The 25,796-nt window shown below is 73.1% G+C and carries 22 protein-coding genes; 11 read left to right on the top strand and 11 right to left on the bottom strand.

All coding sequences use genetic code 11. The annotated features are described in order from the left end of the window. Positions 1 to 86: 86 nt before the first annotated feature. Positions 87 to 1,334, top strand: coding sequence for an AGE family epimerase/isomerase (locus RMN98_RS06385; RefSeq protein WP_309647969.1), 1,248 nt, complete (start codon positions 87 to 89; stop codon positions 1,332 to 1,334). 25 nt (positions 1,335 to 1,359) lie between these two features. Here RMN98_RS06385 and RMN98_RS06390 read toward each other — a convergent pair whose 3' ends face one another. Then, on the bottom strand, positions 1,360 to 2,112 hold the full coding sequence (locus RMN98_RS06390) for a BTAD domain-containing putative transcriptional regulator (RefSeq protein ID WP_309647970.1): 753 nt from the start codon (positions 2,110 to 2,112) through the stop codon (positions 1,360 to 1,362). A 305-nt stretch (positions 2,113 to 2,417) separates the two neighbouring features. Here RMN98_RS06390 and RMN98_RS06395 point away from each other — a divergent pair, with 305 nt between their 5' ends. The 5 genes from RMN98_RS06395 to RMN98_RS06415 are packed head-to-tail and all read left to right on the top strand — an operon-like array spanning position 2,418 to position 8,991. Then, a complete protein-coding gene (locus RMN98_RS06395) occupies positions 2,418 to 3,935 on the top strand; it encodes a hypothetical protein (RefSeq protein ID WP_309647971.1) in 1,518 nt (505 codons plus the stop codon). Next, positions 3,925 to 5,517 carry a lipopolysaccharide biosynthesis protein gene (locus tag RMN98_RS06400; protein ID WP_309647972.1) on the top strand — a complete coding sequence of 531 codons (1,593 nt, stop codon included), beginning with the start codon at positions 3,925 to 3,927 and terminating at the stop codon, positions 5,515 to 5,517. The genes RMN98_RS06395 and RMN98_RS06400 overlap by 11 nt, the downstream gene beginning before the upstream one ends. Beyond that, positions 5,499 to 6,422: a sulfotransferase gene (locus RMN98_RS06405; protein ID WP_309647973.1), complete on the top strand. Its 924-nt coding sequence runs from the start codon at positions 5,499 to 5,501 to the stop codon at positions 6,420 to 6,422. Before RMN98_RS06400 ends, RMN98_RS06405 begins: the two co-directional genes overlap by 19 nt. Continuing rightward, complete coding sequence (locus tag RMN98_RS06410; RefSeq protein WP_309647974.1) at positions 6,419 to 7,765, top strand: methyltransferase domain-containing protein; 1,347 nt, start codon at positions 6,419 to 6,421, stop codon at positions 7,763 to 7,765. The genes RMN98_RS06405 and RMN98_RS06410 overlap by 4 nt, the downstream gene beginning before the upstream one ends. Continuing rightward, complete coding sequence (locus RMN98_RS06415; protein ID WP_309647975.1) at positions 7,762 to 8,991, top strand: hypothetical protein; 1,230 nt, start codon at positions 7,762 to 7,764, stop codon at positions 8,989 to 8,991. Before RMN98_RS06410 ends, RMN98_RS06415 begins: the two co-directional genes overlap by 4 nt. On the opposite strand, the gene RMN98_RS06420 is transcribed toward RMN98_RS06415, so the two are convergent. From RMN98_RS06420 to RMN98_RS06435, 4 genes are all read right to left on the bottom strand, one after another. After that, positions 8,977 to 10,035 (bottom strand): hypothetical protein, encoded by a 1,059-nt coding sequence (locus tag RMN98_RS06420; RefSeq protein ID WP_309647976.1) that lies wholly within the window; start codon positions 10,033 to 10,035, stop codon positions 8,977 to 8,979. The two genes, RMN98_RS06415 and RMN98_RS06420, sit on opposite strands and share 15 nt — an antisense overlap. 324 nt (positions 10,036 to 10,359) lie before the next feature. Continuing rightward, positions 10,360 to 11,382, bottom strand: coding sequence for a hypothetical protein (locus tag RMN98_RS06425; protein WP_309647977.1), 1,023 nt, complete (start codon positions 11,380 to 11,382; stop codon positions 10,360 to 10,362). After that, a complete protein-coding gene (locus RMN98_RS06430) occupies positions 11,366 to 12,286 on the bottom strand; it encodes a glycosyltransferase family A protein (RefSeq protein WP_309647978.1) in 921 nt (306 codons plus the stop codon). The genes RMN98_RS06425 and RMN98_RS06430 overlap by 17 nt, the downstream gene beginning before the upstream one ends. Then, positions 12,283 to 14,442, bottom strand: a complete 2,160-nt coding sequence (locus RMN98_RS06435; RefSeq protein ID WP_309647979.1) for a hypothetical protein — start codon at positions 14,440 to 14,442, stop codon at positions 12,283 to 12,285. Before RMN98_RS06435 ends, RMN98_RS06430 begins: the two co-directional genes overlap by 4 nt. A gap of 158 nt (positions 14,443 to 14,600) precedes the next feature. On the opposite strand from RMN98_RS06435, the gene RMN98_RS06440 reads away from it, so the two are divergent. From RMN98_RS06440 to RMN98_RS06450, 3 genes are read left to right on the top strand one after another with little or no spacing between them, the layout of a single operon-like run. After that, positions 14,601 to 17,912, top strand: coding sequence for a PKD domain-containing protein (locus RMN98_RS06440; RefSeq protein ID WP_309647980.1), 3,312 nt, complete (start codon positions 14,601 to 14,603; stop codon positions 17,910 to 17,912). Positions 17,913 to 17,919: 7 nt separating this feature from the next. Continuing rightward, positions 17,920 to 18,729: a hypothetical protein gene (locus RMN98_RS06445; protein WP_309647981.1), complete on the top strand. Its 810-nt coding sequence runs from the start codon at positions 17,920 to 17,922 to the stop codon at positions 18,727 to 18,729. 8 nt (positions 18,730 to 18,737) lie between these two features. Beyond that, entirely contained in the window at positions 18,738 to 19,433 is a 696-nt protein-coding gene (locus tag RMN98_RS06450; RefSeq protein WP_309647982.1) for a LuxR C-terminal-related transcriptional regulator, read from the top strand. A 160-nt stretch (positions 19,434 to 19,593) separates the two neighbouring features. Here RMN98_RS06450 and RMN98_RS06455 read toward each other — a convergent pair whose 3' ends face one another. The 6 genes from RMN98_RS06455 to RMN98_RS06480 all read right to left on the bottom strand — a co-directional run bounded on the left by RMN98_RS06455 (position 19,594) and on the right by RMN98_RS06480 (position 24,352). After that, a complete protein-coding gene (locus RMN98_RS06455) occupies positions 19,594 to 21,048 on the bottom strand; it encodes a sugar transferase (RefSeq protein ID WP_309647983.1) in 1,455 nt (484 codons plus the stop codon). Positions 21,049 to 21,059: 11 nt separating this feature from the next. Further along, positions 21,060 to 21,608, bottom strand: a complete 549-nt coding sequence (locus RMN98_RS06460; protein WP_309647984.1) for a glycosyltransferase — start codon at positions 21,606 to 21,608, stop codon at positions 21,060 to 21,062. Then, positions 21,605 to 22,054, bottom strand: coding sequence for a UDP-N-acetylglucosamine--LPS N-acetylglucosamine transferase (locus RMN98_RS06465; RefSeq protein ID WP_309647985.1), 450 nt, complete (start codon positions 22,052 to 22,054; stop codon positions 21,605 to 21,607). Before RMN98_RS06465 ends, RMN98_RS06460 begins: the two co-directional genes overlap by 4 nt. A 128-nt stretch (positions 22,055 to 22,182) precedes the next feature. After that, a complete protein-coding gene (locus tag RMN98_RS06470; protein WP_309647986.1) occupies positions 22,183 to 22,875 on the bottom strand; it encodes a response regulator transcription factor in 693 nt (230 codons plus the stop codon). Further along, complete coding sequence (locus RMN98_RS06475) at positions 22,854 to 23,741, bottom strand: sensor histidine kinase (protein ID WP_309647987.1); 888 nt, start codon at positions 23,739 to 23,741, stop codon at positions 22,854 to 22,856. The genes RMN98_RS06470 and RMN98_RS06475 overlap by 22 nt, the downstream gene beginning before the upstream one ends. Before the next feature lie 233 nt (positions 23,742 to 23,974). After that, on the bottom strand, positions 23,975 to 24,352 hold the full coding sequence (locus RMN98_RS06480; protein ID WP_309647988.1) for a response regulator: 378 nt from the start codon (positions 24,350 to 24,352) through the stop codon (positions 23,975 to 23,977). 95 nt (positions 24,353 to 24,447) lie between these two features. On the opposite strand from RMN98_RS06480, the gene RMN98_RS06485 reads away from it, so the two are divergent. Continuing rightward, a complete protein-coding gene (locus RMN98_RS06485; protein ID WP_309647989.1) occupies positions 24,448 to 25,443 on the top strand; it encodes a response regulator in 996 nt (331 codons plus the stop codon). Then, on the top strand, positions 25,421 to 25,795 hold the full coding sequence (locus tag RMN98_RS06490) for a response regulator (RefSeq protein ID WP_309647990.1): 375 nt from the start codon (positions 25,421 to 25,423) through the stop codon (positions 25,793 to 25,795). Before RMN98_RS06485 ends, RMN98_RS06490 begins: the two co-directional genes overlap by 23 nt. The last annotated feature ends 1 nt before the right edge of the window (position 25,796 follow it).

Here is a 25,796-nt window from a genome sequence, read left to right on the forward strand (position 1 = left end):
CGGCGCGATGTTGCACGCCGCAGTGCAACATCGCGTGACCTCGGGGCTCGCTTGCCGGAGCGGCCGCGCTGACGCAGGGTGGGGCGGTGGTCACCTCGGCACGTCCCGCTCCCGGCAGCCCCGCCTACCTCGCGGAACAGCGCGCCGACCTCCTGCGCTTCGCGGCGGGCTCGCGCCAGGAGCTCGGCTTCGGCTACCTCGACAGCCACGGTGTCGTCGACCCCGCTCGACCCGTCGAGCTCTGGATCACCTGCCGGATGACCCACGTGGCGTGCCTGGGACTCCTGGCCGACGAGCCACCGGCGGAGGGCGGCCCCGGACCGGCCGAGCTGGCCGCGCTCGCGGCCCACGGGGTCGCGGCGCTGGCCACGAGCCTGGCCGACGAGGAGCACGGCGGGTGGTTCGCGGCGGTCGGGCCCGGGGGAGTCGTCGACGACACCAAGCAGGCCTACGGCCACGCCTTCGTGGTGCTGGCGGCCAGCTCGGCGACCGTAGCCGGGATCGACGGTGCACCCGCGCTCCTCGAGCGAGCACTCGTCGTACTCGACGAACGGTTCTGGGACGACGCCGAGGGCCTCGTCGTGGACGCGTGGGACCGGGCCTGGTCCCGGCTCGACGACTACCGCGGCGTCAACGCCAACATGCACACCGTCGAGGCGCTGCTCGCCGCGGGCGACGTCACCGGCGACTCGACGCTGCACCGGCGCGCCGCCCGGATCGCCGCGCGCGTGGTGGCCTGGGCCCAGGACAACGCCTGGCGCATCCCCGAGCACTTCACGCCGACGTGGGAGCCCCTGCTCGAGCACCACCGGGAGGTGCCCGCGCACCCCTTCCAGCCCTACGGCGCCACGGTGGGCCACGGCCTCGAGTGGGCCCGGTTGCTCGTCGCGGTCGACCGGACCCTCGACGACGACGCACCGGTCGGGCTCGTCGCGGCCGCGGTGGCCCTGGCCGATCGTGCCGTCGCCGACGGCTGGGCCAGCGACGGCGAGGACGGCTTCGTCTACACCACCGACTGGAGCGGGGTCCCCGTCGTGCGTGCCCGCATGCACTGGGTCGCGGCGGAGGCGGTCAGCACCGCGGTCGTCCTGCACCGCGTCACCGGCGAGGAGCGGTGGCGCGAGGCAGGGGAGCGGTGGTGGACCTACGTCGACCGGCACCTCGTCGACCACGAGCACGGGTCCTGGATCCACGAGCTCGACGAGCTCAACCGTCCGAGCGACCGGACCTGGCCGGGCAAGCCGGACGTCTATCACGCCTATCAGGCCGCCCTGCTGCCGTGCCTGCCGACGGTGCCGTCGTTCGCGAGCGCGCTGCGCTCGCTCGGTCCGTAGGGCCGCCCGGCCGATCGGGGCCCGCTCAGCCGGTGAGGTGGTCGGCGCCGCCACGCAGGATCCGCAGGTGCAGCTCCTGGGTCTGTGCCGATGGGTCGGCACCGAGCTCCTCGGCCAGCAGGGCACGGTAGTGCTCGTAGACGCGCAGGGCGGCGGCGATCTCGCCGAGCTCGGCGTGGGCCTGCATCAGCGAGCGGTGGGCCCCCTCGGAGAGTGCGTCGAGGGCGACCGCGGTCGTGGCGAGCTCGAGGGCGTCGCGGGGCAGACCGATCTGCAGCGCGCACCGCGCTGACTCGGCCAGCATGCCCTGGCGGGCTGCCTGGAGCCGGTGTCGCTCTCCCCGGGCCCAAGGGCTGTCGTCGTCGCTCGCGTGGAAGTCGCCGGAGTAGAGGGACTCGGCGCGTGCCCCGATCACGACGGCCGCGTCGGGTCGTTCCTCGCGGGCAGCCCGGTGCGCGTCGCGGACGAGCTCAAGGAAGTCCACGACGTCCACCCGTGTGTCGATGAGGATCAACCCCTCGGGGTGGCGGGCCAGGCACGAGGCCCCGACCGTGCGTCGTATCTGGCTGGCGGCCGTGCGGAGGCTGCCCCGCCCGCGCTCCGGGGTCGCGGTGGGCCAGAGCTTCTCGATCAGGTGGGACGAGCGCACCGGACGGCCGGCGCTCAGGGCGAGCAGGCGCAGCAGGTCCTTGGTCTTGCGGGTGCTCCACTCGGCGGCCTCGACGGGGGTGCCGTCGGCGCGCACGACGTCGAACCCGCCCAGCAGGCGGATCCTCACCGGCTCGTCCTTGGACCCTGACATCGCCCCCACGGCCATCCCCCATCGACGCGACCGCGTGCTCGGCCGTGGGAGCCATGTTAGGCAGCCCTCCCTAGGTACCGCTGGCGAACGGGCGGACGGGACAGTGACCCGGGCCACGACCCCATCCCCAAATGTGGGGGTCATCGGCTCCGGGACGGGGTCCGGCGCCGGTTCGCGGTCACGATGGTGACCTCGACAGGGGGAAGTGGGGACCAGTGTCCAGCAGCAGACCAGATGCACGCACGCTCCGGCGACGGCCCGTGGGACGGGCGTTGCGGCGCGTGTCTCGTCGAGCCGCCGTCCTGGTCGTCCTGCTCGGGCTGCTGGGTGCTGCCGGCGGGACCTGGTGGGGCATGGGCCAGGCGGCTGTCCACGAGTCCACCGCCGTGATCCTGGTCAACCCGCTCGAGGGCAACCCCTTCAGCCCGGAGGGCAGCGGTGACGACCTGGTCAACCTCGAGACCGAGGCCCAGCTCGTGCGCTCCGACGCCATGGGCGAGCTGGTGGCCGAGCGCGTCGACGACGGCCGCACCTCCGACGAGCTCCTCGAGACCGTCAAGGTCTCGGTCCCGACCAACACCCAGCTGCTCGAGATCACCACGACCGGCTCCTCCGACGCCGCAGCCAACGCCAGTGCCCAGGCCTTCGCCGAGACCTACGTGGAGTACCGCCGCACCCGCACCGACGCCGCGGTCTTCGAGAAGACCGCCCGGATCAACGAGCAGATCGCCGACCGCAACCGCGAGCGCCTCGCGCTGCTCGCCCAGCTCGCGGCCCTGTCGCCGACCGCGCCACGCGCGCCGCTGCTCAACCAGCAGCTGGCGACGCTCACCACGCAGGTCGGGGAGCTCCGCTCGCAGCTGAGCGCCTTCACCAGCGTGGCCCGCGACCCCGGCCAGGTCGTGACGCCCGCGACGGCGACCCCCGGCGGCCTGCCGGGCGGGATCGCCACGGCCGCGGTGCTCGGACTGCTCGTCGGCGCAGCGCTGGGCCTGGTGCTCGCGCTGGCGCTCGGTCGCCTCGACAACGCCGTACGACGCCCCGAGGACCTCGCCGCCCGCGAGGCCCGCTACCTCGGCGAGCTCGACCTCGACCCGGCCGGCGACCCCGAGCAGGTGGCCCGGGTGCGCACCGCCCTGCTCGCGGTCGACCGCCGCCGCCCGCTCGTGGTCCTCACCACCACCCTCGGTGGTCCCGACCAGTCCGTCCGGCAGCAGGGACACCAGCAGGGGCAGGGCGGCACCGGCCTGGCCCTCGCGGTCGCCCGCTCGCTCGCGGCCTCGCACCTCATGACCGTCGTGGTCGAGGTGGTCGGGTCCGAGACCCGCCGCCAGCGCGGCCTCACCGACCTCCTCCAGGGGCGGGCCACCCTCGACCAGGTCCTCTCCTCGCCGTCCTCGCACCTCTCGGTGCTGCCGACGGGCACCGACCAGGCCAGGCTCGACGACCTCGCCGCCGCGCCTGCGACCGGTGCCCGGATCCGCGAGCTGGCCGACCGGGCCGACGTGGTGCTCCTGGCCTGCGGAGGCCCCGACGAGATCCGCACCCAGGCCCTGGTGGCCCTCGCCGACGTGCTGGTCCTCGAGGTCCACCAGGGCGAGGCCAGTGTCGACGAGGTCGACGCCGCCACCGCCGACCTCGCCAGGCTCGGCGTCCGCGACATCTGCAGCGTCTTCGTCCCCGCGCCCCGGCGCCAGCGCCGGCGCCCCGGCGCGGCGCTCGCCCGCGTGCGCCCGTCCGTGCCCGGTCGCAAGCCCAGGCTCGTCGGTCCGGAGACGGGCACCGACCGTGACGGCTGACGCCCCCGCCGCCCACCACCTCGGCCACGTCGCCCGCGGGGGGCTGCTCGGCCTCGCCGGCTCGGGCATCGCCGCCGTCGGCGCCTTCGCCCTGGCCCTGGTCGTCACCCGCGGCTTCGACGCCGAGACGGCCGGGTCGTTCTTCGCGACCACGACGCTCTTCACCCTGCTCGCCACGGCCTGCGGCCTCGGCGTCGACGCCGGCCTCGCACGCTTCCTGCTCCGGCTCGAGGCCCGCTCCGCGGTGCACGACGTACGCCGGACCCTGCGGCTGGCGATCGGTCCCGCCGTCGTCGTCGCGAGCCTCCTGGCGCTGGTCGGCACCCTGGTGGCCGGACCGCTCGCCGGCCTCCTGGGCCTCGGCGCCGAGGGTGACCGGCTCCTGAGGGTGGTCGCCGTCGCCCTCCCGTTCGCGGTGGCCGCCGACCTCTGCCTTGCCGCCACCAGGGCCCTGGGCAGGATCCGGACCACAGTGGGGGTGGACCGGATCCTGCGCACGGTCGTCCAGCTCGGCACCGCCGCACTCGTCGTGGCGCTGGGCGGCGACCCGGTGCTGCTGGTCGCCGGCTGGGCCGCGGCCTACCTGCTCTCGGCCGTCGTCGCCGTGGTGCTCCTGCGCCGTTTCCTCGCGACCCGGCCCACCGGGTCGCCCGCCTCTCCCGAGGAGACCCCCGACCCGGACCTGGCCCGGAGCTTCTGGTCCTTCACCTGGCCGCGCGGAGTCGCCGGGCTCGCGCAGGCGTCGGTGCAGAAGGCCGACATCGTGCTGGTCGCGGTGCTGCTGTCCCCGGCCCACGCGGCCCTCTACACCGCCGCCACCCGCTTCGTGGCCGTCGGCCAGATGGCCAACCAGGCGATCTACCAGGTCCTCCAGCCGCGGTTCACCGCCATCCTCATCACCGAGGACCGCTCGACGCTGCGCACCGTCTTCGGTGTCAGCACGACCTGGGGGATGGTGCTGATCTGGCCGTTCTACCTGCTGGTCGCGTGCAGCCCGGTGCTCTACCTCTCGCTCTTCGGCGACTCCTACGCCGACGCCACCAGCGCGGTGGTCGTGGTCGTGGTCATGGCGCTGACCATGCTGGTCTCGATCGCCTCCGGCCCGGTCGACACGCTGCTGCTGATGGCCGGACGCAGCGGGCTCAGCATGACCAACGCCCTCGTCGCGGTCGCCCTCGACATCGGCCTGTGCCTGCTCCTGCTGCCCCGCATCGGCATCGCGGGCGCCGCGATCGCGTGGGCCGCCGCCGTCGTCACCCGCTCGGGCCTGGCCTTCTGGCAGGTCCGCCGCCACGTCGGGGTCTCCCCGCAGCCCGGTCACCTGCTCGGGGTCGCTCTGGTGCCGGTCACCTGCTTCGCCCTGCCGGCGCTCGCGCTCTCCGCGTCCGGCTCGACGGCGGTCCTGCCCTGGGCCGCGGTCACGCTCGCCTCCGTCGTCGCCTACGCCGTGGCACTGCGCGCCCTGCGGGCCCGGCTGTCGCTCGACGACCTCGTCGCCGCCGTACGCCGTCGTCCGACGCCGGTCCTGCCCAGCACCTCTCCCACCTCAGCCCAGGAGCTCGCATGCGCCTCCGAGCGTTGACCCGTGCCCTCGACCGGCGACTCCCGGGTGGGGTGACCACCCGCCTGCGCACGCTCGCGCTGCTGTGGGGCCGCCTCACCTCGTGGGGTCGGATGACGCCCTCGATCATCGTGGTCGGCGCGCAGCGCTCCGGCACGACGACCCTCTTCCGGCTGCTCGAGGCCCACCCCCACCTGGTGCGCCCGACGCTCGACAAGGGCACCGGCTACTTCGACGACCACTACGGCCGGGGTCGCCGGTGGTACGTCGCGCACTTCCCGCTGCGCTCCGTCGTCCGGGCCCGGGCCAAGACAGCGGGCGTGGAGGGCCGCGTGCAGGCCTTCGAGTGCAGCGGCTACTACCTCTTCCACCCGCTGGCCGCCGAGCGCCTGGCCCGCGACCTGCCCGACGCGCAGGTGGTCGTGCTGGTGCGCGACCCGGTCGAGCGCGCGAGCTCCGCGCACCGCCACGAGGTCGCCCGCGGCTTCGAGACCCTGCCCCTCGGCGAGGCGCTCGATGCCGAGGACCTGCGCACCCGCGGCGAGTCGACGCGACTGAAGTCCGAGCCGGGCTACGCGAGCTTCGAGCACCGCCACCACGCCTACGTGCAGCGCGGCGAGTACGCCCACCAGATCGCCCGCTTCGTCGACGCCCTCGGCGAGGACCGCGTCCACGTGGTCGACGCCGACCGCTTCTTCGCGGCGCCCGAGCAGGAGTTCGCCGACCTGCAGCAGCGACTGGGGATCCCCCTCTGGTCGCCGCCGAGGGTGGAGCGCTGGAACGCGCGGCCGGCAACGGCACCCGGGGACACCACCGACCACGAGCTGAGGAGCCGACTGATGCGCCACTACGAGACCCACGACGCGGAGCTGGCCCAGCTCCTGGGCCGCGAGCCCTCCTGGCGCACGGCGGAGGTGGCGTCGTGATCACGCTCCTCTCCGGCCGGGGACACCGCTCCCGCCTCCAGGCCGCCCGCAAGCGCGCCGATCGCGCGGTCTCCGACCTGGTGCACCGCCTGGTCCTCCTGGCCCGGGCCCTGCCGATCCCCGAGCGGCTGCGACGCCGGTTGTCCTCGCTGGTCCTGTGGCGTCCGGGCACCGAGCGGGTCCCGCTCGCCCGGGTGCTCCTCGGTGGCCAGAACGGTCTCGACGCCGACGTCTTCGCCCACGCCACCGACGACCTGCTGTGGCCCTCGCGCCACGTCTCCGACGGCCCCCACGTGACGCTGCTGCGAACCGCGGCCGACCACGAGCTCAGCGACGAGGAGATCCTCGCCTCGCCCTACGCCGATCTCGCCCGCACCTGCATCGAGGCGTCGGGTCAGTACTTCGGCGCCACCGACGACGCCGGCATCCTCGCCCTGGCGCGTGACTTCGTGGCGCGTGACGGCTCTGCGACCTCGGCCACCTCGGGGGCCACCTCGGGGGCCACCCGCCCCCACCAGAGTGACCCCGGAGCGCCGGTCCTGCTCGCGCCTATCAAGGACTCCGACTGCTACCAGGTCGTCGACGGCCACCACCGCCTCGCCGCCGACGTCGTGGCCGGCCGCAGCTCGGTCGACGCCCGCGTGCGTCGCGTGCCCGTCGTCACGCCGCTGCAGGACGTGCTCGACCGGATGTCCTGGATCGGCGGCACCCACGAGCTCTACCAGCCGGTCTCGGCCCCCGAGCTCGACCGCAGCTGGACGACCGTGCGCCGCTGCACCGACCGGCTCCAGTCGATGGACCGGCTGCTCGGCACGCTCGGCATCGAGGCGGAGGTCTCCTCCTACCTCGACGTCGCGAGCTGCTACGGCTGGTTCCTCTCCTCGATGCAGGAGCGCGGCTTCGCCGTGCAGGGCGTCGAGCGCGACCCACTGGGCGCCACGCTCGGCGAGGCCGTCTACGGCCTCGACCGCTCCCACGTCCACACCGGCGACGCGGTCGACTTCCTCGAGGAGCGAGCCGACCGCGGCGAGCGCTTCGACGTCGTGTCGTGCTTCAGCCTGCTGCACCACTTCGCGCTGGGCCGGGCGAGCACGGACGCGGCCGGCCTGATGCGGCTGCTCGACGACGTGACCGGCCGGGTGCTCTTCCTCGACACGGGTCAGGCGCACGAGAGCTGGTTCCGCAGCTCGCTGCCCGAGTGGGACACCGACTACGTGCGGTCCTTCCTCGAGGAGCACGGCACCTTCGACCGGGTCGTCGACCTCGGCCCCGACCGCGACGCGGTGGGTCCCTACGCCGACAACTACGGCCGCCACCTCTTCGCCTGCATCCGCGAACGATGACCCGGGTCGACGCGCCCGGCACGACCCCGCTGGACACGCTCGGCGTCCTGCTGGAGACCGTGGCCGACTTCTGGCCGGAGGCGGAGGTCTCCGTCGAGTCCGGCCGACGGGCCCCCACCGGCGCCGACACGGTCAGCCTCGGGATCGCCCCGCGGCTCTCCGCCCCGCGGCTGCTGGTGCCGACCGGGTCCCGGCGGGCGAGCGCCCGGTCGCTGCGACGCTTCAGCGCCTCGGCGAGCGGTCGCGACGCCGTCACGCGGCTGGGTGCGGCCGGGCTGTCCGGGCTCCTGGGCCCCCGCGCGCTGCCCGACCGGATCGTCGTACGTCGGGCGGGTGGGGCATCGCTCGTCGGGCACCTCGGCGAGCTCTTCGGCCAGCCGGTGCAGGTGAGCATCGGGGTCGGCAACGCGCGGGTCAACCGCAAGCCGGTGCTCCAGGTCTTCGACGCCCGTGGTCGCGTGCTCGGCTGGGCCAAGATCGGCGAGACCGAGCAGTCACGGGCCGACGTGGCGGCCGAGGCCCGTGGTCTGCGAGAGGTCTCCGCCCGCACGTGGCAGCACCTCGAGGTCCCACGGGTGCTCCACGAGAGCACCTGGCGCGGCCTGTCGGTGCTGGTGATCTCGGCGCTCGCAGCCGGTCCGACGCAGGCGCTGCGCGACCCGTGGGCTCGGCCGGAGGCGGCCATGGAGGAGCTGTCCGCCGCGTTCGAGGAGCCCGCCCGCGCTCTCGGTGCGCTGCTCTGGTGGGAGGAGCAGCGCACCGTCCTCGGTCGGCTCGCCGACCCCGGGCTGCGCGCCCGCGCGCTCTCCTGCCACCAGGCGCTGGAGGAGAGTGCCGCGCGGCGGGAGTGGCGCGTGGGCGCCTGGCACGGCGACTGGACCCCGTGGAACATGGCGGCGACCCGCGGCCGCGTCCGGGTCTGGGACTGGGAGCGCTTCGAGACCGGCGTGCCCTTCGGCCTCGACGGGGTGCACCACACCCTCAACACCCACACCCGTGACCACGGGGCGAGCGCCGAGAGCCTGCACGCGGCGCTGGCCCGGCCCGAGCTTGTCGGGGACCCGGTGCTGGCCGACCTCTACCTGCTGGCGATCACCGTCCGCTACCTCGCGCTCGCCGAGACCAGCCGGGGCGAGCACATCGCCGAGCGGGGGCTCACCACGCTCGACGTGCTGGCCGACCGGTTGGCCGACCGCCTCCCGGGCCGCTCGTCAGGGCCTCGGTAGCCGCGCCCCGCGTGCGACGGTGCGCGTGAAGCTGGCGATCTTGGCCGGCGCCGTCAACGCGTAGGACGCCGTGGTGTTGAGCGGGCTGTCGAAGTAGGCGAACGCCACGCCGCCCTCCTGGCGCATCGTGCGGAAGCTGCGCTGGATCCACCGCGGTGAGGACCGGAACCCCTCGTTGGTGATGCCGGTCTCGGCCAGCCCCCACGCCACGTCGTGGCGACGTGCCCACGACGAGAGCGGCTGGAAGTAGTTGTGCCGCAGCCGCGGCCACTCGTCGATCCGGTAGCCGTGCTTGCGCACACCGAACTCGTTGTAGATGTCGAAGCCGGCCACGTCGATCTTGGTGTCTCGCGGCCAGATCTGCGACAGCGCGTAGTCCGGGCTGCCGAACATCTGGTTCCACCCGGTGAGGATCACGGTGAAGGCGACGTTGCGCGCGGTGCTGCGCACGATCGGCGCCAGGCGCTCCTGCATGCGGCGCCACGCATCCATGTCGCCGTCGCCCTCGGGCTCGTGGTGGAAGGCCAGCCACACCGGACCGTCCATGTCCGCGAGCTGCTCTGCAAGGTCCCTGGTCCAGGCATCGCCCTCGCCGGAGGCCATGTCCTCCCACGACAGCGGCAGCTTGAAGCTGATCCACGGCAGGCGACCGGCCGCGAGGTCCTGGCGGACCGTCGTCACGGCGTACTCCACCTGGTCGCCGCGGTAGTAGGTCCGGCGTACGCCGAGCTGGGTCCCTGCGCGGCGCTCGAGCGAGCTCGGGTCGTCGTTGCCCCCGTGGCTGGCGCCCATGTAGGCGCCACAGCCCGGCAGCCCCCGCGGCCCCACCCGGCAGCCGTTGCTGAGTCGACGCGCGGGTGCTGCCGCAGGCTCGGCGACGGGCTCGCTGCTCGGTTCCTCCGTGGGTTCCTCCCCCGGGGCGGGGGAGGGGGCCAGGGTCGGCTCCTCGGTCGGAGGCAGGCCGTTGACCTGCTGGGCGGGGCCGGTCGCGAGCGCCAGACCGACGACCAGGGTGAGGGTGAGCAGGGTGCTGCGTCGGGCCATCGGCGTCTCGAATCACTGAGTGTGCGGGGGGAGGTGCACAGGGGGTGTGAGAGCCAGGGTCGCCGCGGACGCCGACCGGCCGGGCCCCCCTAACGGGCACACCCGCCGTAGTCACAACGGGTGGTGCCGCTCGCCGATCACCCGCCTCCCCCGCGGGGTTTCGGCAATCCTTCCCCTATATGGGGGAAAGTCCACCTGGCCGAGCCGGCGCGATGTTGCAGCCCGTACGCCGAGCCGGCGCGATGTTGCAGCCCGTACGCCGAGTCGGCGCGTTGTTGCAGGCCAGGTGCCGGCCGACGGTGCACCATCGCGCCGAGTCGGCGGTCAGCTCGGGAGTCGCGCCCCCTGCGCCAGGACCCCGGCGAAGTCGGCGACCTTGGCGGGATCGAGCAGCTGGTAGGACGCCGGGGTGTTGAGCGGGGAGTCGAAGTAGCTGAAGGCGATGCCGCCCTCGGCGCGCAGGTCCGCGAAGTTCTCGCCGATGAGCCCGGGCTCGCGCGCGAAGGCCTCGTCGGTCACCCCGGTCTCCGCCAGCCCCCACGCGACACCCTCCTCGCGCGCCCACGCCGCCAGCGGGCGGAACCAGTCGTCGCCGAGGTCGGGCCACTCCGAGACGACGCGGTCGCCCTTGACGGTGCCGTACTCGGTGTAGATGTCGAAGGCCGCCACGTCGACGGTCGTGTCGCGCGGCCACGCCTCCTCCAGGCTCCAGTCGGGGTCCCCGAAGAGCTGGTGGAAACCGGTGAGGATGACCGTGAAGGCGACGTTGCGCGCGGCCGCCCGCACGATCGGCGCGAGGTGCTCCTGCATCCGTCGCCAGTCCTCGGTGTCGCCCTCGCCCTCGGGCTCGTGATGGAAGGCGATCCACACCGGTCCGGGCAGCCGGGACAGCGCCGTCGCGATCCCGAGCACCCACTCGTCACCGTCGCCGGAGGCCATCTCGTCCCACGACAGCGGCAGCTTGAAGCTGATCCAGGGCAGCCGACCCGCGGCGAGGTCCTCGCGCGCCGTGGCCACCGCGGCCGCGACCTGCGTGGGGCGCCAGAAGGTCCGGCGTACGCCGAGGGGCCCGCCCGCCTCGGCCTCCAGCGTGGCCGGGTCGGTGTTGCCGCCGTACGCCGCCCCGACGTAGGCGCCGCAGGTCGGCAGGCCACGGGGGCTGAAGGTGCAGCCGTTGCTGAGCACGCCACCGTGGGCCTCGGGACCGATCCGGAGCGGGACGTCGTCGTCCTGGTGGGTGAGGGCCACGGCGCCCCCGACAGCGAGGACCACGAGCACGGCCAGCAGGGCGACCAGGCGCAGCGAGCGCCGGTGTCGACCGGGCGGCCGCTCAGATCCCGCGGCCACGCTTGTGGGCGAGGTCCAGCACCCGCTCGGCCGAGACGAGGTGCAGGGCGACCGCGGCAGCGACGTAGCCGCGCCGCTCGCGCGGATTGGTGCGCAGGGTGGTGCGCGCGGCCCGCCAGGCGTCGGGGCTGCCGGACGCGGCGAGCGCGAAGGCCCGTTGCCCGAGCAGGCGCCCCAGCGCGCGGTGGTCCGCCCGGAAGGCCGGGTGCTTGTCGAGCAGGTGGTCGATCGCGGCGATGATCGTCGACCACTGCTTGTTGAACTGCGAGCCGCCCCAGCGCACCAGCACCAGCGGCTCGGGCACCACGGCGAAGCCACCGACGCCGGCCGCACGCAGGATCCAGTCGTAGTCCTCGCCGTAGCTGCCGGGGATCTCCTCGTCGACCAGCCCGATCTGGTCCAGCGCCGCGCGGCGCACCACGACCGACGAGGGGTGGGCGGCCATGACCCGGTGCCGCGCCAGGGTGGCGACCGTGAGGTCCTCGGCGGTGGGCACGCGCACGACCTGGCGGTCCTGGTAGTCGACCAGGATGCCCGTCACGGACGTGGGCGCGCCGTCGATCTCGAGCTGGCGGACCTGGCGCACCAGCTTGTCGGGGCGCCACTCGTCGTCGTCGTCGCAGAAGGCCACGAGATCACCCGTGCCGGCGACGATGCCGCTGTTGCGCGCGCCGGCCAGGCCGGGGGTGCGGGTGTTGGCGAGCACCTCGACGCTGCGGCCGGCGTGCTGCTCCTCGAGCGAGGTGTCGGGCGAGCTCTTGTCGTGCACGACCAGCAGCCGGATGGTGCCCCGGTAGGTCTGGGCCATCACCCCGGCGATGGCGCGGCGCAGCAGCTCGGGGCGCTGGTGGGTGGCGATGACCACGTCGACGCTGGGCAAGGTGTCCTGGGGCTGGCTGGTCATCGGACCCTCCTGGGTCGGGGTGCCCAGAGCGGGCGGCGGTGGGCGGATAGCCGGCGCACGGCGGCGACCCCGAGCAGCAGGCCGAGCGCGGCACCGGAGGCGATGGGCACCTCGGACTGACGGCGTACGGCGGTGGCGTCCTCGTGGCGCGCCACCCGGCCGATCGTCGCGGTGGAGGTCTCGAGGTAGTCGATCTGGGCGGTGACCAGCTCGCGGTCGTTGGCCAACGAGCGGACCGACGGGTCGAGCGAGGCGAGCTCGTCGCGCAGCTGCTCGACGAGCCGGTCGCGGCGCTGGATCAGGAACGCCTCGCGCTCCTGGAGGTAGGAGTCGGCGACTGCCCGCGCGCCGGCGTCGGCCCGCTCGGCGTCACCGGCGTCCACGGTGAGCACGAGGATCTGGGAGTTGGGCTCGGCCGTCACCGCGATCGAGTCGCGCAGCTCGAGGGAGTCGATGCCGGAAGCGTCGGCCGCGCGCCCGAGCGCGCGCTCGGACTCGAGCAGCGCGGCCTCGGTGTCGACGGTGATCTCGCGCGGGGGGTCCTCGTCGATCTCCTCGTCGTCGACCGCCGGCGCCCCGGTGTCGAGGTAGACGGGGGAGGGGGTGATCAGGATCGAGACCCGCGCCCGGAAGGTCGGCTCGGCGGTCGCACCGGCCACGCCTGCGCCGACCAGGCCACCCACGGCGGCCGGGGTCAGCACCAGGACCACCAGGTTGCGTACGCCGAGCGCACGGACCCGGGCCCAGCGACCGCCTCCGGGCTCCCGGCCCGCGCCGACCGCCTGCTCGCGCGCGACCAGACCGATCGCGATCATCGTGACGTAGAGCGGCAGGCCGAGCGTGTCGTAGATCGGCAGCTGGAGGATGAAGAAGCCCAGCACGAACAGGCAGACCGTCTCGTTGGTCGTGCGGCAGCGCCAGGTGCGCGACAGCGCGAGCGCCACGAAGCCGAGGAAGAACGCGAGGCCCAGCCAGCCCTGCGAGAAGAGCACCAGCCACAGCTGGCCCTGCGTCCCCATCGGGGGCACCCCGCACGCGGGGCAGTCGGGGGTCGCCGCGCCGGTGATGGAGGCGAAGCTGCCCTGCACGTCGCGGGTGCTGCCGAAGCCGAGCACCGGCGAGCCCTGGGTCACCGCCTCGGTCGTCACGGAGAGCAGCTGGCCGCGACGGTCGTTGCTGTGGCCGTTCTCCAGACGCCCCTGGTAGAGGTCCCCGAGCGGGCTGGCGAGCAGCGCCACAGCACCGAACGCGATGGCGACGACGAGCCCGAGTGCCATCGCCCGGTGACCGCGCAGCACGCGCAGGACGACCACGCCGAGCAGGCCGAGCGCCAGCGAGGCCCAGAGGCCACGGTTGAGCGAGTAGACGACGGGGACGAGCGCGGTCAGGGCGACCAGGGCGAGGAGGGCGCGCGTGACGTGGCGCCGCCGCAGGTCCAGTGCCGCCACGAACACCAGGCTGAGCGACAGCATGCTGCCCCACGTGTTGGTGAACGGGAAGGGCGCCTTGGGACGCGTCTCCGGATAACCCAGCACCAGCTGCACGTCAGCCGCCTCGGGGTGCACCAGCGAGGCGACGAACTGGTTGGAGCGGATGCTCGTCGGGAGCAGCAGCTCCAGGGCGGAGCTGAACGAGAACGACGGCGCGAGCAGGCCGAGCAGCCCGCCGGCGGTCGCGACGACGAACATCCAGGCGACGAGGCGCCGCACGTGCTCGTCGGGCAGGTCGGAGCGGCGCAGGTTGGCGACCCAGAGCAGCACGATGGTGCAGGCGGCGTACCACGCGATCCGGTAGGCGAAGAGCAGCAGCCGCGAGGAGTCGCCCCCCGGGACCGCGCCCGGGGCGTCGGCCCAGAGCAGCACGACACCCATCACGACCCAGACCAGGAAGAGGCACCAGAAGCCGAAGCCGGCGGGAAGCCGGAGGCTCCGACGACGCCACAGCTGGGCGGCCATCGGCGCGGCGAGCAGGAGGGGGAGCAGGGAGTCGATGCCGAGCACCCACCACAGCGGGAACCCCACGAACAGGGTGGTCAGCGGCCAGTGGGCGGGCCAGGACCCCGGACGGCGGGTGGGCTCTGCGGCGTCGCGGTCGTCGGACTCTGCACCCGGGGCGGGGGCGCCCGGGGCACGGGTCAGGACGGCCACCGAGCTCATGGCTCAAGCCAACCGGGTTTGGCGAGACGTTCCGTCACCAACTTTGAGGAAGTTGCGCCTCGAGCCCGGGGTGGGGGCTGATAGCGCTCCTAGTGTTCGAGGTCCAGAGCCCTGTGCCCGACGACGGGGCTCCCCACCGCCCCACCAAGTAGGCACACATGCGCAAGTCCCTGCTCCTGCTGCTCACCACCGCCCTGGCGCTGGTGGGACTGCTGGCACCCGCGTCGACGCCCGCCCAGGCCGACACCCCGGGCGGTCAGCTGGTCTCCGACGTCGCTGCTGCGGGCACGCCGCACGTGCTCGACGGCCAGGTCAACGCCGTCGCCAAGGTGGGAGGCGCCGTCATCCTGGCCGGCACCTTCACCCGGGCCCGCAACGACAGCGGCGACACCACCGCACTGGTGCGCAACGGGCTGCTCGCCTTCGACGCCGCGACCGGCAAGATCAGCACGACGTTCGTGCCCAACCCCAACAGCGGGGTCACCTCGGTCGTCCCGGCCGGGGACGGCTCGACGGTCTACGTCGCCGGCACGTTCACCTCGATCGGCGGCACGACCCGCCAGCGGATCGCCCGCGTGCGCGTCTCCGACGGCGCCGTGGTCACCGCCTTCGACGCCGGCGCGGTCACCGGGGCGGTCAAGGACCTCAACCTCACCGGCGGCCGGCTCTGGGCCGCCGGCGCCTTCACCCACATCAAGGGGCGCGCCCAGACCGCCCTGGCCACGCTCGACCCGACGACCGGCTCGCCGACGCCCTACATGTCGCTGCCCGTCGCCGGCGTGCACAACTCCGGTGTGACGCAGGTCCTCGACATCGACATCACGCCCGACGGCTCGCGCCTGGTCGCGATCGGCAACTTCGACACCCTCGCGGGCGTCAAGAGCCATCAGCTGTTGTCCCTCGACCTCACCGGCGCGACGGCAGCTCCTGGTCCGTTCACGACCGACTTCTACCTGAAGCCGTGCCTGACGAGCTTCGACACCTACATGCGCGACGTGGACTTCGCGCCCGACGGCACCTACTTCGTCGTCGGCACCAGCGGCGGCTACGGGGGGACCGACGGTGGCTGCGACACCATCGCCCGTTTCGAGACCGCCTCGACCGGCACGGTCGCGCCCTCGTGGATCGAGGTCACCGGTGGCGACACCACCTGGGGCGTCGAGGTCACGGACTCAGTGGTCTATGTCGGTGGTCACTTCCGATGGATGAACAACCCGACGGCTTCCGGCCGTGCGGGTCAAGGTGCCGTCTCCCGTGAGGGCCTCACCGCGCTCGACCCGGCCAGCGGACTCCCCTTCTCGTGGAATCCCGGTCGCGACAAGGGCATCGGCGTCTTCGACTTCCTGCTGGCCGACGAGGGTCTCTACATCGCCTCCGACACCGACCGGATCGGCAACTACCAGTACAAGGGCCGCATCGCCCGCATGCCGCGCGCGGGGCTGAGCTTCCCCGCCACGCGCACTCCGGTCCTGCCCAACGACGTCTACTCCGCCGGCCCGGTCGGCCAGGCCGCGACTGCCACCAACGCCCGCGTCCTCTACCGCGTCAACGCCCGTGGCCTCCAGCTCCCGGCCGGCGACGTGGCGGTCGCGACCGCGCGGCAGGAGGTGCTCGACACCGACCTGCGCCCGACGTCCTCGCTGACCCAGCGGCAGTGGGACTTCGCCGTGCCGCAGGGCACCGCGGTCGACGTCCGCCTGCGCTACACCGAGCCCGCAGGTGCCACCCGCCCCGCTGCCGCGGTGGTCGTCGAGGGCGCCAGGACCGGCACCGGCACCCGTGCCGCGGTGGCGCGCACCCGCGCCACGGGTGTGCGGGTCGTCCCGACGATGGACGCGGCGTCCCCGCGGGCCACGGTCCGGACCGTGCCGCTCACCAGCGACGGCAACGTCGATGTCACGGTCGCCAACGCCCTGCGCGGCCAGAAGGTGCGCGACCTCGCCGTCGTACGCACCGCGGCAGCACCCGCGGCCGCTGCCCCCGTCGGCAGCCTCAGCCGCCGCAGCTATGCCGACGGCTCGGTCGGCGCCAGCACGCTGGCGCCCAGCGGTGGCCAGGACTGGGACGCCGTGCGCGGCGCCTTCATGGTCAACGGCGACCTCTACGTCGCCAAGTCCGACGGCACCTTCGACAAGCGCACCTTCGACGGCACCACCTTCGGGCCGGTCACCCGCGTCGACACCGCCGACCAGCTCGTCGTCCTCACCGACTGGCAGAGCGACATCCGCGCTGCGACCGGGATGTTCTTCTCCAACGGCCGGATCTACTTCACCCGCGCCGACACCAACACGCTCTACTACCGCTACTTCAACCCGCAGAGCGGCATCGTGGGCGCGCGTCGGCTGACCGCGGCCAGCAACGTCTCCGGCTTCGACGCCCGCACGGTGCGCGGCATGTTCGCCACCGCATCTGCGCTCTACTGGGCCACCTCCGACGGTGCCCTGCGCAAGGCCACCTGGGCGCAGAACGCCCAGTCCGGCTACCCGGTGGCCGGCACCGCCCAGGTCGTCTCCGGGCCGGCCGTCGACGGGGCCACCTGGGGTGCCCGGGCCATGTTCGTCTACCAGGGCCCCTCGGGCTCGCAGGCGGTCTCGCCGACCGCGTCGTTCACCGAGTCCTGCACGACGCTGACCTGCTCGTTCGACGCGCGGGCCTCGACCTCTCCGGGTGCCTCCGTGGCGTCCTACGACTGGAGCTTCGGCGACGGGCAGACGGCCACGGGAGCCACGCCCACGCACACCTACGCCGGTCCCGGCACGCGCACCGTCACCCTCCAGGTCACCTCGAGCAACGGGCGCACCGGCACCACCAGCCACCCGGTCGCGGTCGCGGACGCGCCGGTCTCCGCAGTCTCGTTCGTGGGCGCCAACCGCTCGACGAGCAACGCCACCACCCACCGGGTGGCCGTGCCCGCCGGAGTCCAGCCGGGCGACACGCTGCTGCTCTACCTCACGCTCAACGACTCGACCGTCACACCGGCGGCTCCTGCGGGCTGGACGTCGCTCGACAACGTCTCGGCGAGCGGGGTGATCGGTCGCAGCTGGAGCAGGACCGCCACCGCGGCCGACGCGGGCAGCACGATCACGATCACGACCTCCGGCCTCGCCAAGAGCGACCTCGGGGTCCAGGTCTATCGCGGCAGCGGTGGCGCCAGCAGTGTCACGGCGCACGCCGCCGCGGTCGACCAGGTGAGTGGCACCACCCACACAGCGCCGACGGTCACCGCCGGTGCCGGCGACTGGGTCGTCACCCAGTGGATCGCCAAGTCGTCGGTCGACACGGCCTGGGCGACCCCGGCGGGCACCGTGCGGCGCAGTGGCACCACCGGGACCGGAGGGGGGCGACTGACCTCGCTCGGCGTCGACGGCGGCACCGGCGTCGCTGCCGGCACCGCCGGCGGGACGAGTGCCTCGAGCAGCGTCGCCGTCAGCAGGACCGTCATGTTCACCACCGCTATCGGAACGAGCTGATGAACTGATGCTGCGCAGCACCTGCCTCGCCGCGACCCTGGCCCTCGTGGGCGCCACCACCCAGGGCTGTGCGGGCGCGGAGCCCGTGTCCGCCCCGACGTCCCTGGAGCAGCCCAAGCCGAGGGTCAACCTCTTCCTCGCCTTCGACGACTCCGTCGGCGTCGAGGGCTCCGTGGTCCCCCGCGTGGAGAACACCGGCACCGCCCCGGTCGACATCGAGCTGGTGACCCAGTCAGGTGGTCGCATCGTGCGCGAGAACGGCCCGACCGAGGGCGCGGGGCGCTTCCCGGCGCTGGACCGGTCCAAGGCTGCCGCCGTGGTCGTCCGCAGCACCGGCCCCAACGACGCCCTGAGCCCCGGCACCCGCACGTTCCGCTTCGGCGCCGACTTCCGCCTCGACGCCGAGTCCGACGGACTGCCGACCGACAACGGGGACAACCTCGTCCAGCGCGGGCTCTTCGACGGCCCGGCCCAGTACAAGCTGCAGATCGACCAGGGCTACGCCTCCTGCCGCGTCGCGGGCGACCGTGGGGCGGTGCTGGCCAGGGCGCCCATGCCGGTCGAGACCGACCAGTGGTACCGCGTCACCTGCCTGCGCCAGGGCGACTCCCTCAAGCTCAACCTCCTCAAGGAGGACGACGGCGAGTGGGACTCCCTCGGTCCGTGGACCGCGTCGGGCCGCATCGGGCTGGTGCGCCTGGCGCGTGGCGCGCCGCTCAGCATCGGGGCCAAGACCCTGGCGGGTGGCGAGATCGTGCGGTCGGGTCCCGACCAGTTCAACGGTGCCGTCGACAACGTGCAGTTCAAGCTCTTCTGAGCAGACCGATGACCACCACTCCTCGTGCCCGTCCCCGGGTCGTCCTGCTCGCCGAGCCGCACCTGGTCGCCGAGTCGGTCTCCGTGGCGCTCAGCAGCCGCGGCATCGACTCGCGGATCCTGCGCTGGCCCGAGCCCGAGCAGTACGCCGCGCTGCGCCGTACGGTCCGGGCCCTGCAGCCGCGCGCGGCCGTCCTGCTCGGTGGCATGGACGAGCCCAGCCGGCGCGCGGCCGCCCGCGAGATCGTCCGCTCCGTGCCGATGCGCTGGCTGGTCCTGGTCGACCAGCCCGACAACGTCGAGTGGGGTGCCCTGCTCGACGTGGGGATCGCCGGCCTGCTGCCGACCTCGGCCGGGCTCGACGACCTCGCCAGCACGCTCACCCGGGTGATGTCCGGGCGCGAGCTCCTCACCCCGCTGGAGCGGGGACGACGCGTGGACGCCTGGGTGGCGTTCGAGGAGCAGCACCGCGTCCCCGCCCAGCAGCTCACCAGCCTCACCCCCCGCGAGCTCTCGGTGCTCGCGCAGCTCTACGACGGGGTGTCGGTCACCGGCATCGCCGAGCACGACCGCGTCTCGGTGTCGACCGTGCGCAGCCAGGTCAAGGCCGTCCTGCGCAAGCTCGGCGTCTCCTCGCAGCTCGAGGCCGTCGCGGTCTACCGCCGGGTCCTCGAGCACCTACCGATGGCGCTGCTCGAGCTCTGAGGACCGCGAGTCGGCGCGATGGTGCCAGCGCGGCGATTCTCCGGAGCCCTGGAGCACGGCGTGCTGCAACATCGCGCCGACTCGGCGTTCGGGCTGCAACATCGCGCCGACTCGGCGTACGGGGTGCAACATCGCGCCGCCTCGGCGGCTGCGGCCAGCTTCAGTAGGCGCCGCGGCGACTGAGCACCGCGCGGGCGGTGCGGCCCAGGATCAGCAGGTCCAACGTCATCGACCAGTTGTCGACGTAGCGCAGGTCGAGCCGCACGGACTCCTCCCAGGACAGGTCGGAGCGGCCCGAGACCTGCCACAGCCCGGTGATGCCGGGCTTGACGGCGAGACGGCGGTGGGTGTCGCCGACGTAGGCGGCGACCTCGCCCTGGAGCGGGGGTCGGGGGCCGACGAGGGACATGTGGCCGAGCAGGACGTTGATGAGCTGCGGCAGCTCGTCGAGCGACGACCGTCGCAGCAGTCGACCGAGGCGCGTGACGCGAGGATCCTCGCGCACCTTGAAGAGCACGCCGTCGGACTCGTTGAGCGCCACCACCGCGACCAGACGGGCCTCGGCGTCGTGCGCCATGGTGCGCAGCTTGACCATCGTGAAGGTCTGGCCGTCCTTGCCGACCCGCACCTGGCGGAACAGCGCGGGCCCCGGCGAGTCCAGCCGTACGGCGAGCGCCAGGGTCAGCAGGACGGGCGAGACCAGCAGCAGCGCGAGGCCGGCGGCCAGCCGGTCGGCCACCTCCTTGACGACCCGCAGCGCGCCGCCGAGCTCGGCATGACGCACGTGGAGGAGCGGGAGGTCGCCGGCCTGGTGCAGGCGGGCGCGTGTGGTGCCCACGTCCTGGAGCCCGGAGGCGACGAAGAGCTGGGTGCCTGCGGGCTCCAGGCGCCAGCCGAGCCGACGCAGGTCGGCCGGTGCGAAGTGGCGGCACGGCAGGACGACGACCGCGTCGGCGCGATGCTCCGCGACGGCGGAGACGATCCGCTCGAAGCCCGCGACCACGGGCACGTCGAGCCCGGAGGTCGAGGCCGCGGAGGGAAGGCAGACCCCGGCGACCGTGAAGTCGCCGCTGCGGCGCAGCGACTCGACCACGCCCGTGGCGGCACGCCGGTGTCCCACGACCAGGACGCGGGGAGGAGGGACCGCGCGGCGCAGTACCCCGGCTGGGGCGTGGGCCAGCCCGGCGCGCAGGGTGAGGCTCGTGACCGACGCGGTCGCCACGAGAGCGAGCATCTGGTGGGGCCGGAGATCGAGGAGTCCGAGGCTGACGACGACGAGCGTGAGGACGGACAGGACCGCGCCGGCACGGAGGACCCGGAGGACACCGTCCGCGTCGAGCCGACGGGGGCTGCTGTCATAGGCGCGGACACCCAGCAGCACCGCCACCCACCCCAGAGGTAGCAGGGCGAGCGCCGGGGCCGGCAGGCTGGACGGGTCGAGCAGGCGCACCGCGGTGGTCGCGACCACTCCGGCGACCAGGTCACCCGGGACCCGCAGCCAGGGGCGACGGTGGCTGCGGTCGACGAGGCGGGTGGTCGGATCCGCGTGCAGCGCGGTGGTCCACCGGGGCGCGATCAGGCCGCGCGGGCGGTCGAGCTCGACGGAGGCGGTCACGCGGCAGCCCGTCAGCGCCGGTGCACGAGCTGGTCGACGAGCCGACCGAAGCGGGCGGAGGCCTCGTGGGCGTGGTCGTCCTCGGTGCGCGCGATCCGGCCGTGGCGCAGCGTCTGGTCCAGGGCGGTGGCGAAGCCGCCCTGGTCCTGGACGAGGCTCACGAGGCCGGAGTCGGCGACGCGGCGCGCGAAGCGCAGCTGGTGGTCGTCCACGTGCTCCCCGAGCCCGGAGTCGCGAGGCACCACGATCGGCAGGTGGCCGGCCGCCCTGGCCTCCATGATCATCCCCGGGCCGGCATGGGTGACGACGGCGTCAGCCCGCTCGAGGAGCTCGGCCATGGCTGTCGCCGAGAGGATGCCCTGGCCCTCGAGGCTGCCGGGCAGGCTCGTGGAGCCGTGCTGGACGAACCAGCGGTGACGGCCCTGGGCGGCGATGGTGTCGGCCCAGCCCAGCACCCGGTCGAACGGGTGGTGGTCGGTGCCCACGAACACCACCACCAGGGGCAGGTCCTGGCGGGGGAGGGCCACCGGCTCGACGGAGCGGTGCGTGGTGATGCTCACCAGACCTCACCCAGCAGGACGCTCTCGCGGTAGAGCTTCTGCTGCTCTGGCCACTGGACCAGGAACAGGTCGGTGACCGGGCGGCACAGTCGGCCGGTGAGGGTCGGGGTGTCGATCCTGTCGAAGACCTCGAGGTAGACCGTCGAGGCGCGGAACGGACGCTTGAGCCAGAAGAAGGGGACGGCGACCGCAGCGCCGGTGGTCACCACCAGGTCGGGGCGGAAGGCGCGCATGGTGCGCATCGCCACCACGCTGTTGCGGGCGAGGTTCTTGACGCTGCGGGTGGTGGGGTGGTGCGCCCAGGTGACGTCCTCACCCTCGAGCTTGCTGACGGCATCCTCGGTCGGGAAGGTCACCCAGTGCCGTTCGTGCTCCTGCCACCAGGGCTGGAGCTGCATGAGCTGGGTGAGGTGTCCTCCGGAGGAGCACACCAGCAAGACCTTCATCCACGTTCCCCCTTGGCAAGGCGGTCGATGACCGCCCCTCAAACTTAGGGAAACCGGGTGATCACTTCATGCCTAAATGAGGGGATCTCCCAGCCTGGGCTGGGAGATCCCCTCATCGAGGGCGCGCCTCAGGCCCAGGTCTGCTGCTGCGGCGGACGCCATCGGACCGCGTTGGCGGCACCGACGGCGGCGAGCTGGCTGGAGACCTCGAGCTTGGACAGGATCGACTTGACCTGCGTGCGCACGGTCGCCTCCGAGACGACGAAGGTGCGGGCGATGTCGCGCACCGCGTGGCCCAGCATCAGGTGACCGAGCACCTCCTGCTCACGCGGGGTGAGGGCCTCGAGCCGCAGTCGTGTCTCGTGGTCGGAACGCTTCTCGTTGTGGAAGTGGTGGACCAGGGCGTCGCGCTCCTCGCGGGTCATCAGCGCCCGCCCCTCACCGACGCGACGGATGGTCGCGAGGATGGTGTTGAGGGACGAGGCCTTGTCGAGGACGGTGCGGGCGCCGTAGACCAGGCACTCGCCCCAGCGCGCACGGTCGCTGTCGCCGGTGACGACCACGACCGCTGCCCCCGATCGCACGAGCGGCTGGACCAGGCGCACGCCGGAGCCGGCCTCGCCGAGGTCGAGGTCGAGCAGCACGATGCGGGCCTGGGCGCGCAGCAGCGCGGTGAGCAGGGCGCTGCTGGACATGCCCTCGTCGAGCGGGACGCGGTGGACGTCGTGACCTTCGAGGGACAGCGCCACCTCGAGGGACTCTGCGAACAGCAGGTGGTCCTCGACGATGGCGACCCGGGTCAGGCCGAGTGCGCGTGGCACAGCGCGTCCATCCGCTCGGCGGGCAGCGTGAGCGCGAAGGACGCTCCGCGACGCTCCCGGGAGGTCTCGAGGCGCAGGTCGCCCCCGAGCTGGAGCGCGATCCGACGACCGGCGTGCAGGCCGATGCCGTGGCCGGGCGACTGCTCGGCGCGGTAACCGCGCTCGAAGATGCGACCGCGGGCCTCGAGCGGCACGCCGTCACCGGTGTCGCTCACGACGACTGCGACCTGCTCGTCGCGGTCCTCGACACGGATGCGGATGTCGCTGCCGGGCGCGTGCCGTGCAGCGTTCTCGAGCATGATGTGAACGACCTCGGCGACGTCGTCCTGCAAGGCGAGCGCGCGCAGTGCCGTGCCCCGCCACTCGACCGCGTGCCCGCGGGAGGTGAGCGAGACGACCAGCGGCGAGATCGTCTCGTGCAGGTCGACAGGGCCAGCCGGCGACTCGGTCGGGTGGCCCAGCAGGCGCTGGAGGCGTCCGAGCTCGGCCTGACGCATGTCCTCTAGCCGGGTCACGGTGTCCTGGCCCATCTCCCCGCGCCGCTCGCTGAGCAGTCGCGAGGCCATGGCGACGCCACCGACGGTGGCCTTGAGCTCGTGGAGGATCTCCTCCTGGCGCTCGTGGGCGGCCTCAGCAGCTATCACCCGGGCGCCAAGCAGGTCGACCAGGTCGGTCTGGGCTGCGCGCGCGCGGCGCCGGTCGAGCCGGATCACCAGCAGGCAGCCGAAGCAGACCATCGCGACGGCCAGGAAGGCGCCGGGCCAGGTGATGCGGACCACCGACCCCAGGACCAGCGCGGTGGCGGTCAGCAGTGATGCCGCAATCAGTGCGGCGACGATCTGTCTGTCGGACCTTCTGCCCCCCATGGGCAGCGTGGAAAGGTCCTGCAGTGGAACGTCAACGGTCGTGTCCCCGAAATTGCACGGTCGTTCATTCGCCATGTTTCCCCCTTGGCTCAGTCGCAAGTGAGTCAGTCCAGTGGCAAAGAAACGTCAAGGAAACGTCAAAAACGGCTCATCTGGGGGAAGAAATGTCCAGATAGGCCTTTCGCTTCCCTCATTTTCGGCTAGGGGAGTGCTAAACGTGAGCCGTCTCACCGTCATGCGATGCTGAGCTCGTCCCCGACGAGGCCGCGCACCCGCTCCACCAGGTCGACCAGGCCGAAGGGCTTGGTCATGTAGTCGTCCGCACCCACGTCGTAGCCCCGCTGCCGGTCGTCGCTGGCCCCGAGGGCGGTGAGCAGCAGGATCCGCATGGACACCGAGGGGTCCGCGCGGACGCGCTCGGTCACCTCGAGGCCGCTCATGAGCGGCATCATGATGTCGAGGACCGCGAGGTCGTGGTCGTTGGTGAGGCAGGCCGTCAGCGCCGCTGCCCCGTCGCTCGCGGTCGTCACGACGTGGCCGTCCCTCTGGAGCGCGAGCTCGATGAGTGCGCAGAGGTCGTCGTTGTCGTCCGCTACCAGGATCAGGGCCATGTGCCGACCGTGGCACTCGGTGCGTGTGGAAATGATGCCGGGTGGCTTGGACGATATGAACAACCCGTAAAGCCCCGACCCACTAGCCTCGAGGGGTGACCCGCGTCCTCGTCGTCGACGACGAGCCCCAAGTGACCCATGCGTTGAGCAGGGCACTCTCGCGCCAGGGGTACGACGTGCTAGTCGCGGCCGACGGTGAGCGTGCGGTCGACCTCGCCGCCACGTCCGAGCCGCACATGATGATCGTGGACCTCAGCCTGCCCGGACTCAACGGCCTCGAGGTCATCAAGCGGGTGCGCACGTGGAGCCAGTGCCCGATCCTCGTCCTCTCCGGGGTGACCCAGGAGCTCGCGAAGGTGCAGGCGCTCGACGCCGGAGCCGACGACTACCTCCAGAAGCCCTTCGGGCTCGACGAGCTGCACGCGCGGCTCCGAGCCCTGGAGCGGCGCGCAGCCCCGGCGGAGGAGACCTCGGGACGTCACGACTTCGAGGGGCTCCAGGTCAACCTGGTGGCCCGCACGGTCGAGGTCGGGGGTGCGGAGGCCCGGCTCACCCCGACGGAGTGGCGGCTGCTCGAGGAGCTGGTCACCCATCCCGAGCAGCTGCTCACGCACCGGTGGCTGCTCCAGCGGGTGTGGGACTCCAGCCACGGTGACGAGACCCGCGACGCCCTGCGCGCCCACGTGCGCTCGTTGCGCGCCAAGATCGGTGACGACGCCCACGCGCCGCGCTTCATCCGGACCGAGAGCGGCGCCGGCTACCGCTGGGTCGGCGTGGCCAGGACGGCCGAGACCGTGCTGCCCGACTGGGGCGGGTCGGTCACCGGCGAGCAGGATGCCGCCGAGCTCGCCGGCGTGGGCACCCGGGAGCTGGTCCACGAGCTCAACAACGCGCTCACGGCGATGCGGATGGCCGTGCAGCTCATGCGCATGTCCGACGGTGAGGTGACGGAGGACTCCGCCGCGATGCGGGCCTCGGTGCTGGAGCGGCTCGACGGGCTGGCGTGGCGCATCAGCGTCGTGGCCGTGGCTCTCGAGTCGCGGGTGGGGGACCGGAGGGGGGACGACGTTGGCTCTGATCCTGGTCGGTGAGGACGACCTCGACGTGACCGAGCTGCTGCTGATCCTCCTGGAGGACGCCGGTCACGAGACCGTGCACGTGGACAACGGGGAAGCGGCGGTCGAGGCCTACGCACGCTCACGCCCCGACCTGGTGCTGCTCGACGTGGCGATGCCCGGCGCGCTCGACGGTCTCGAGGTCACGCGCCGGCTGCGTGTCCTCGAGGGCGCGGGGGACCGCGGCCGGGTCCCGGTCATGCTGCTCACCGCCCGGGCCCTCGAGGAGGACCGTCGGTCCGGCCTCGCGGCCGGCGCCGACGCCTACCTCGTCAAGCCGTTCGAGATCGACGAGATGCTGCAGACGATCGACTCGCTGCTCGCCTGAG

The sequence above is a fragment of the Nocardioides sp. genome (genome assembly GCF_031397825.1).
GTDB lineage: Bacteria > Actinomycetota > Actinomycetes > Propionibacteriales > Nocardioidaceae > Nocardioides.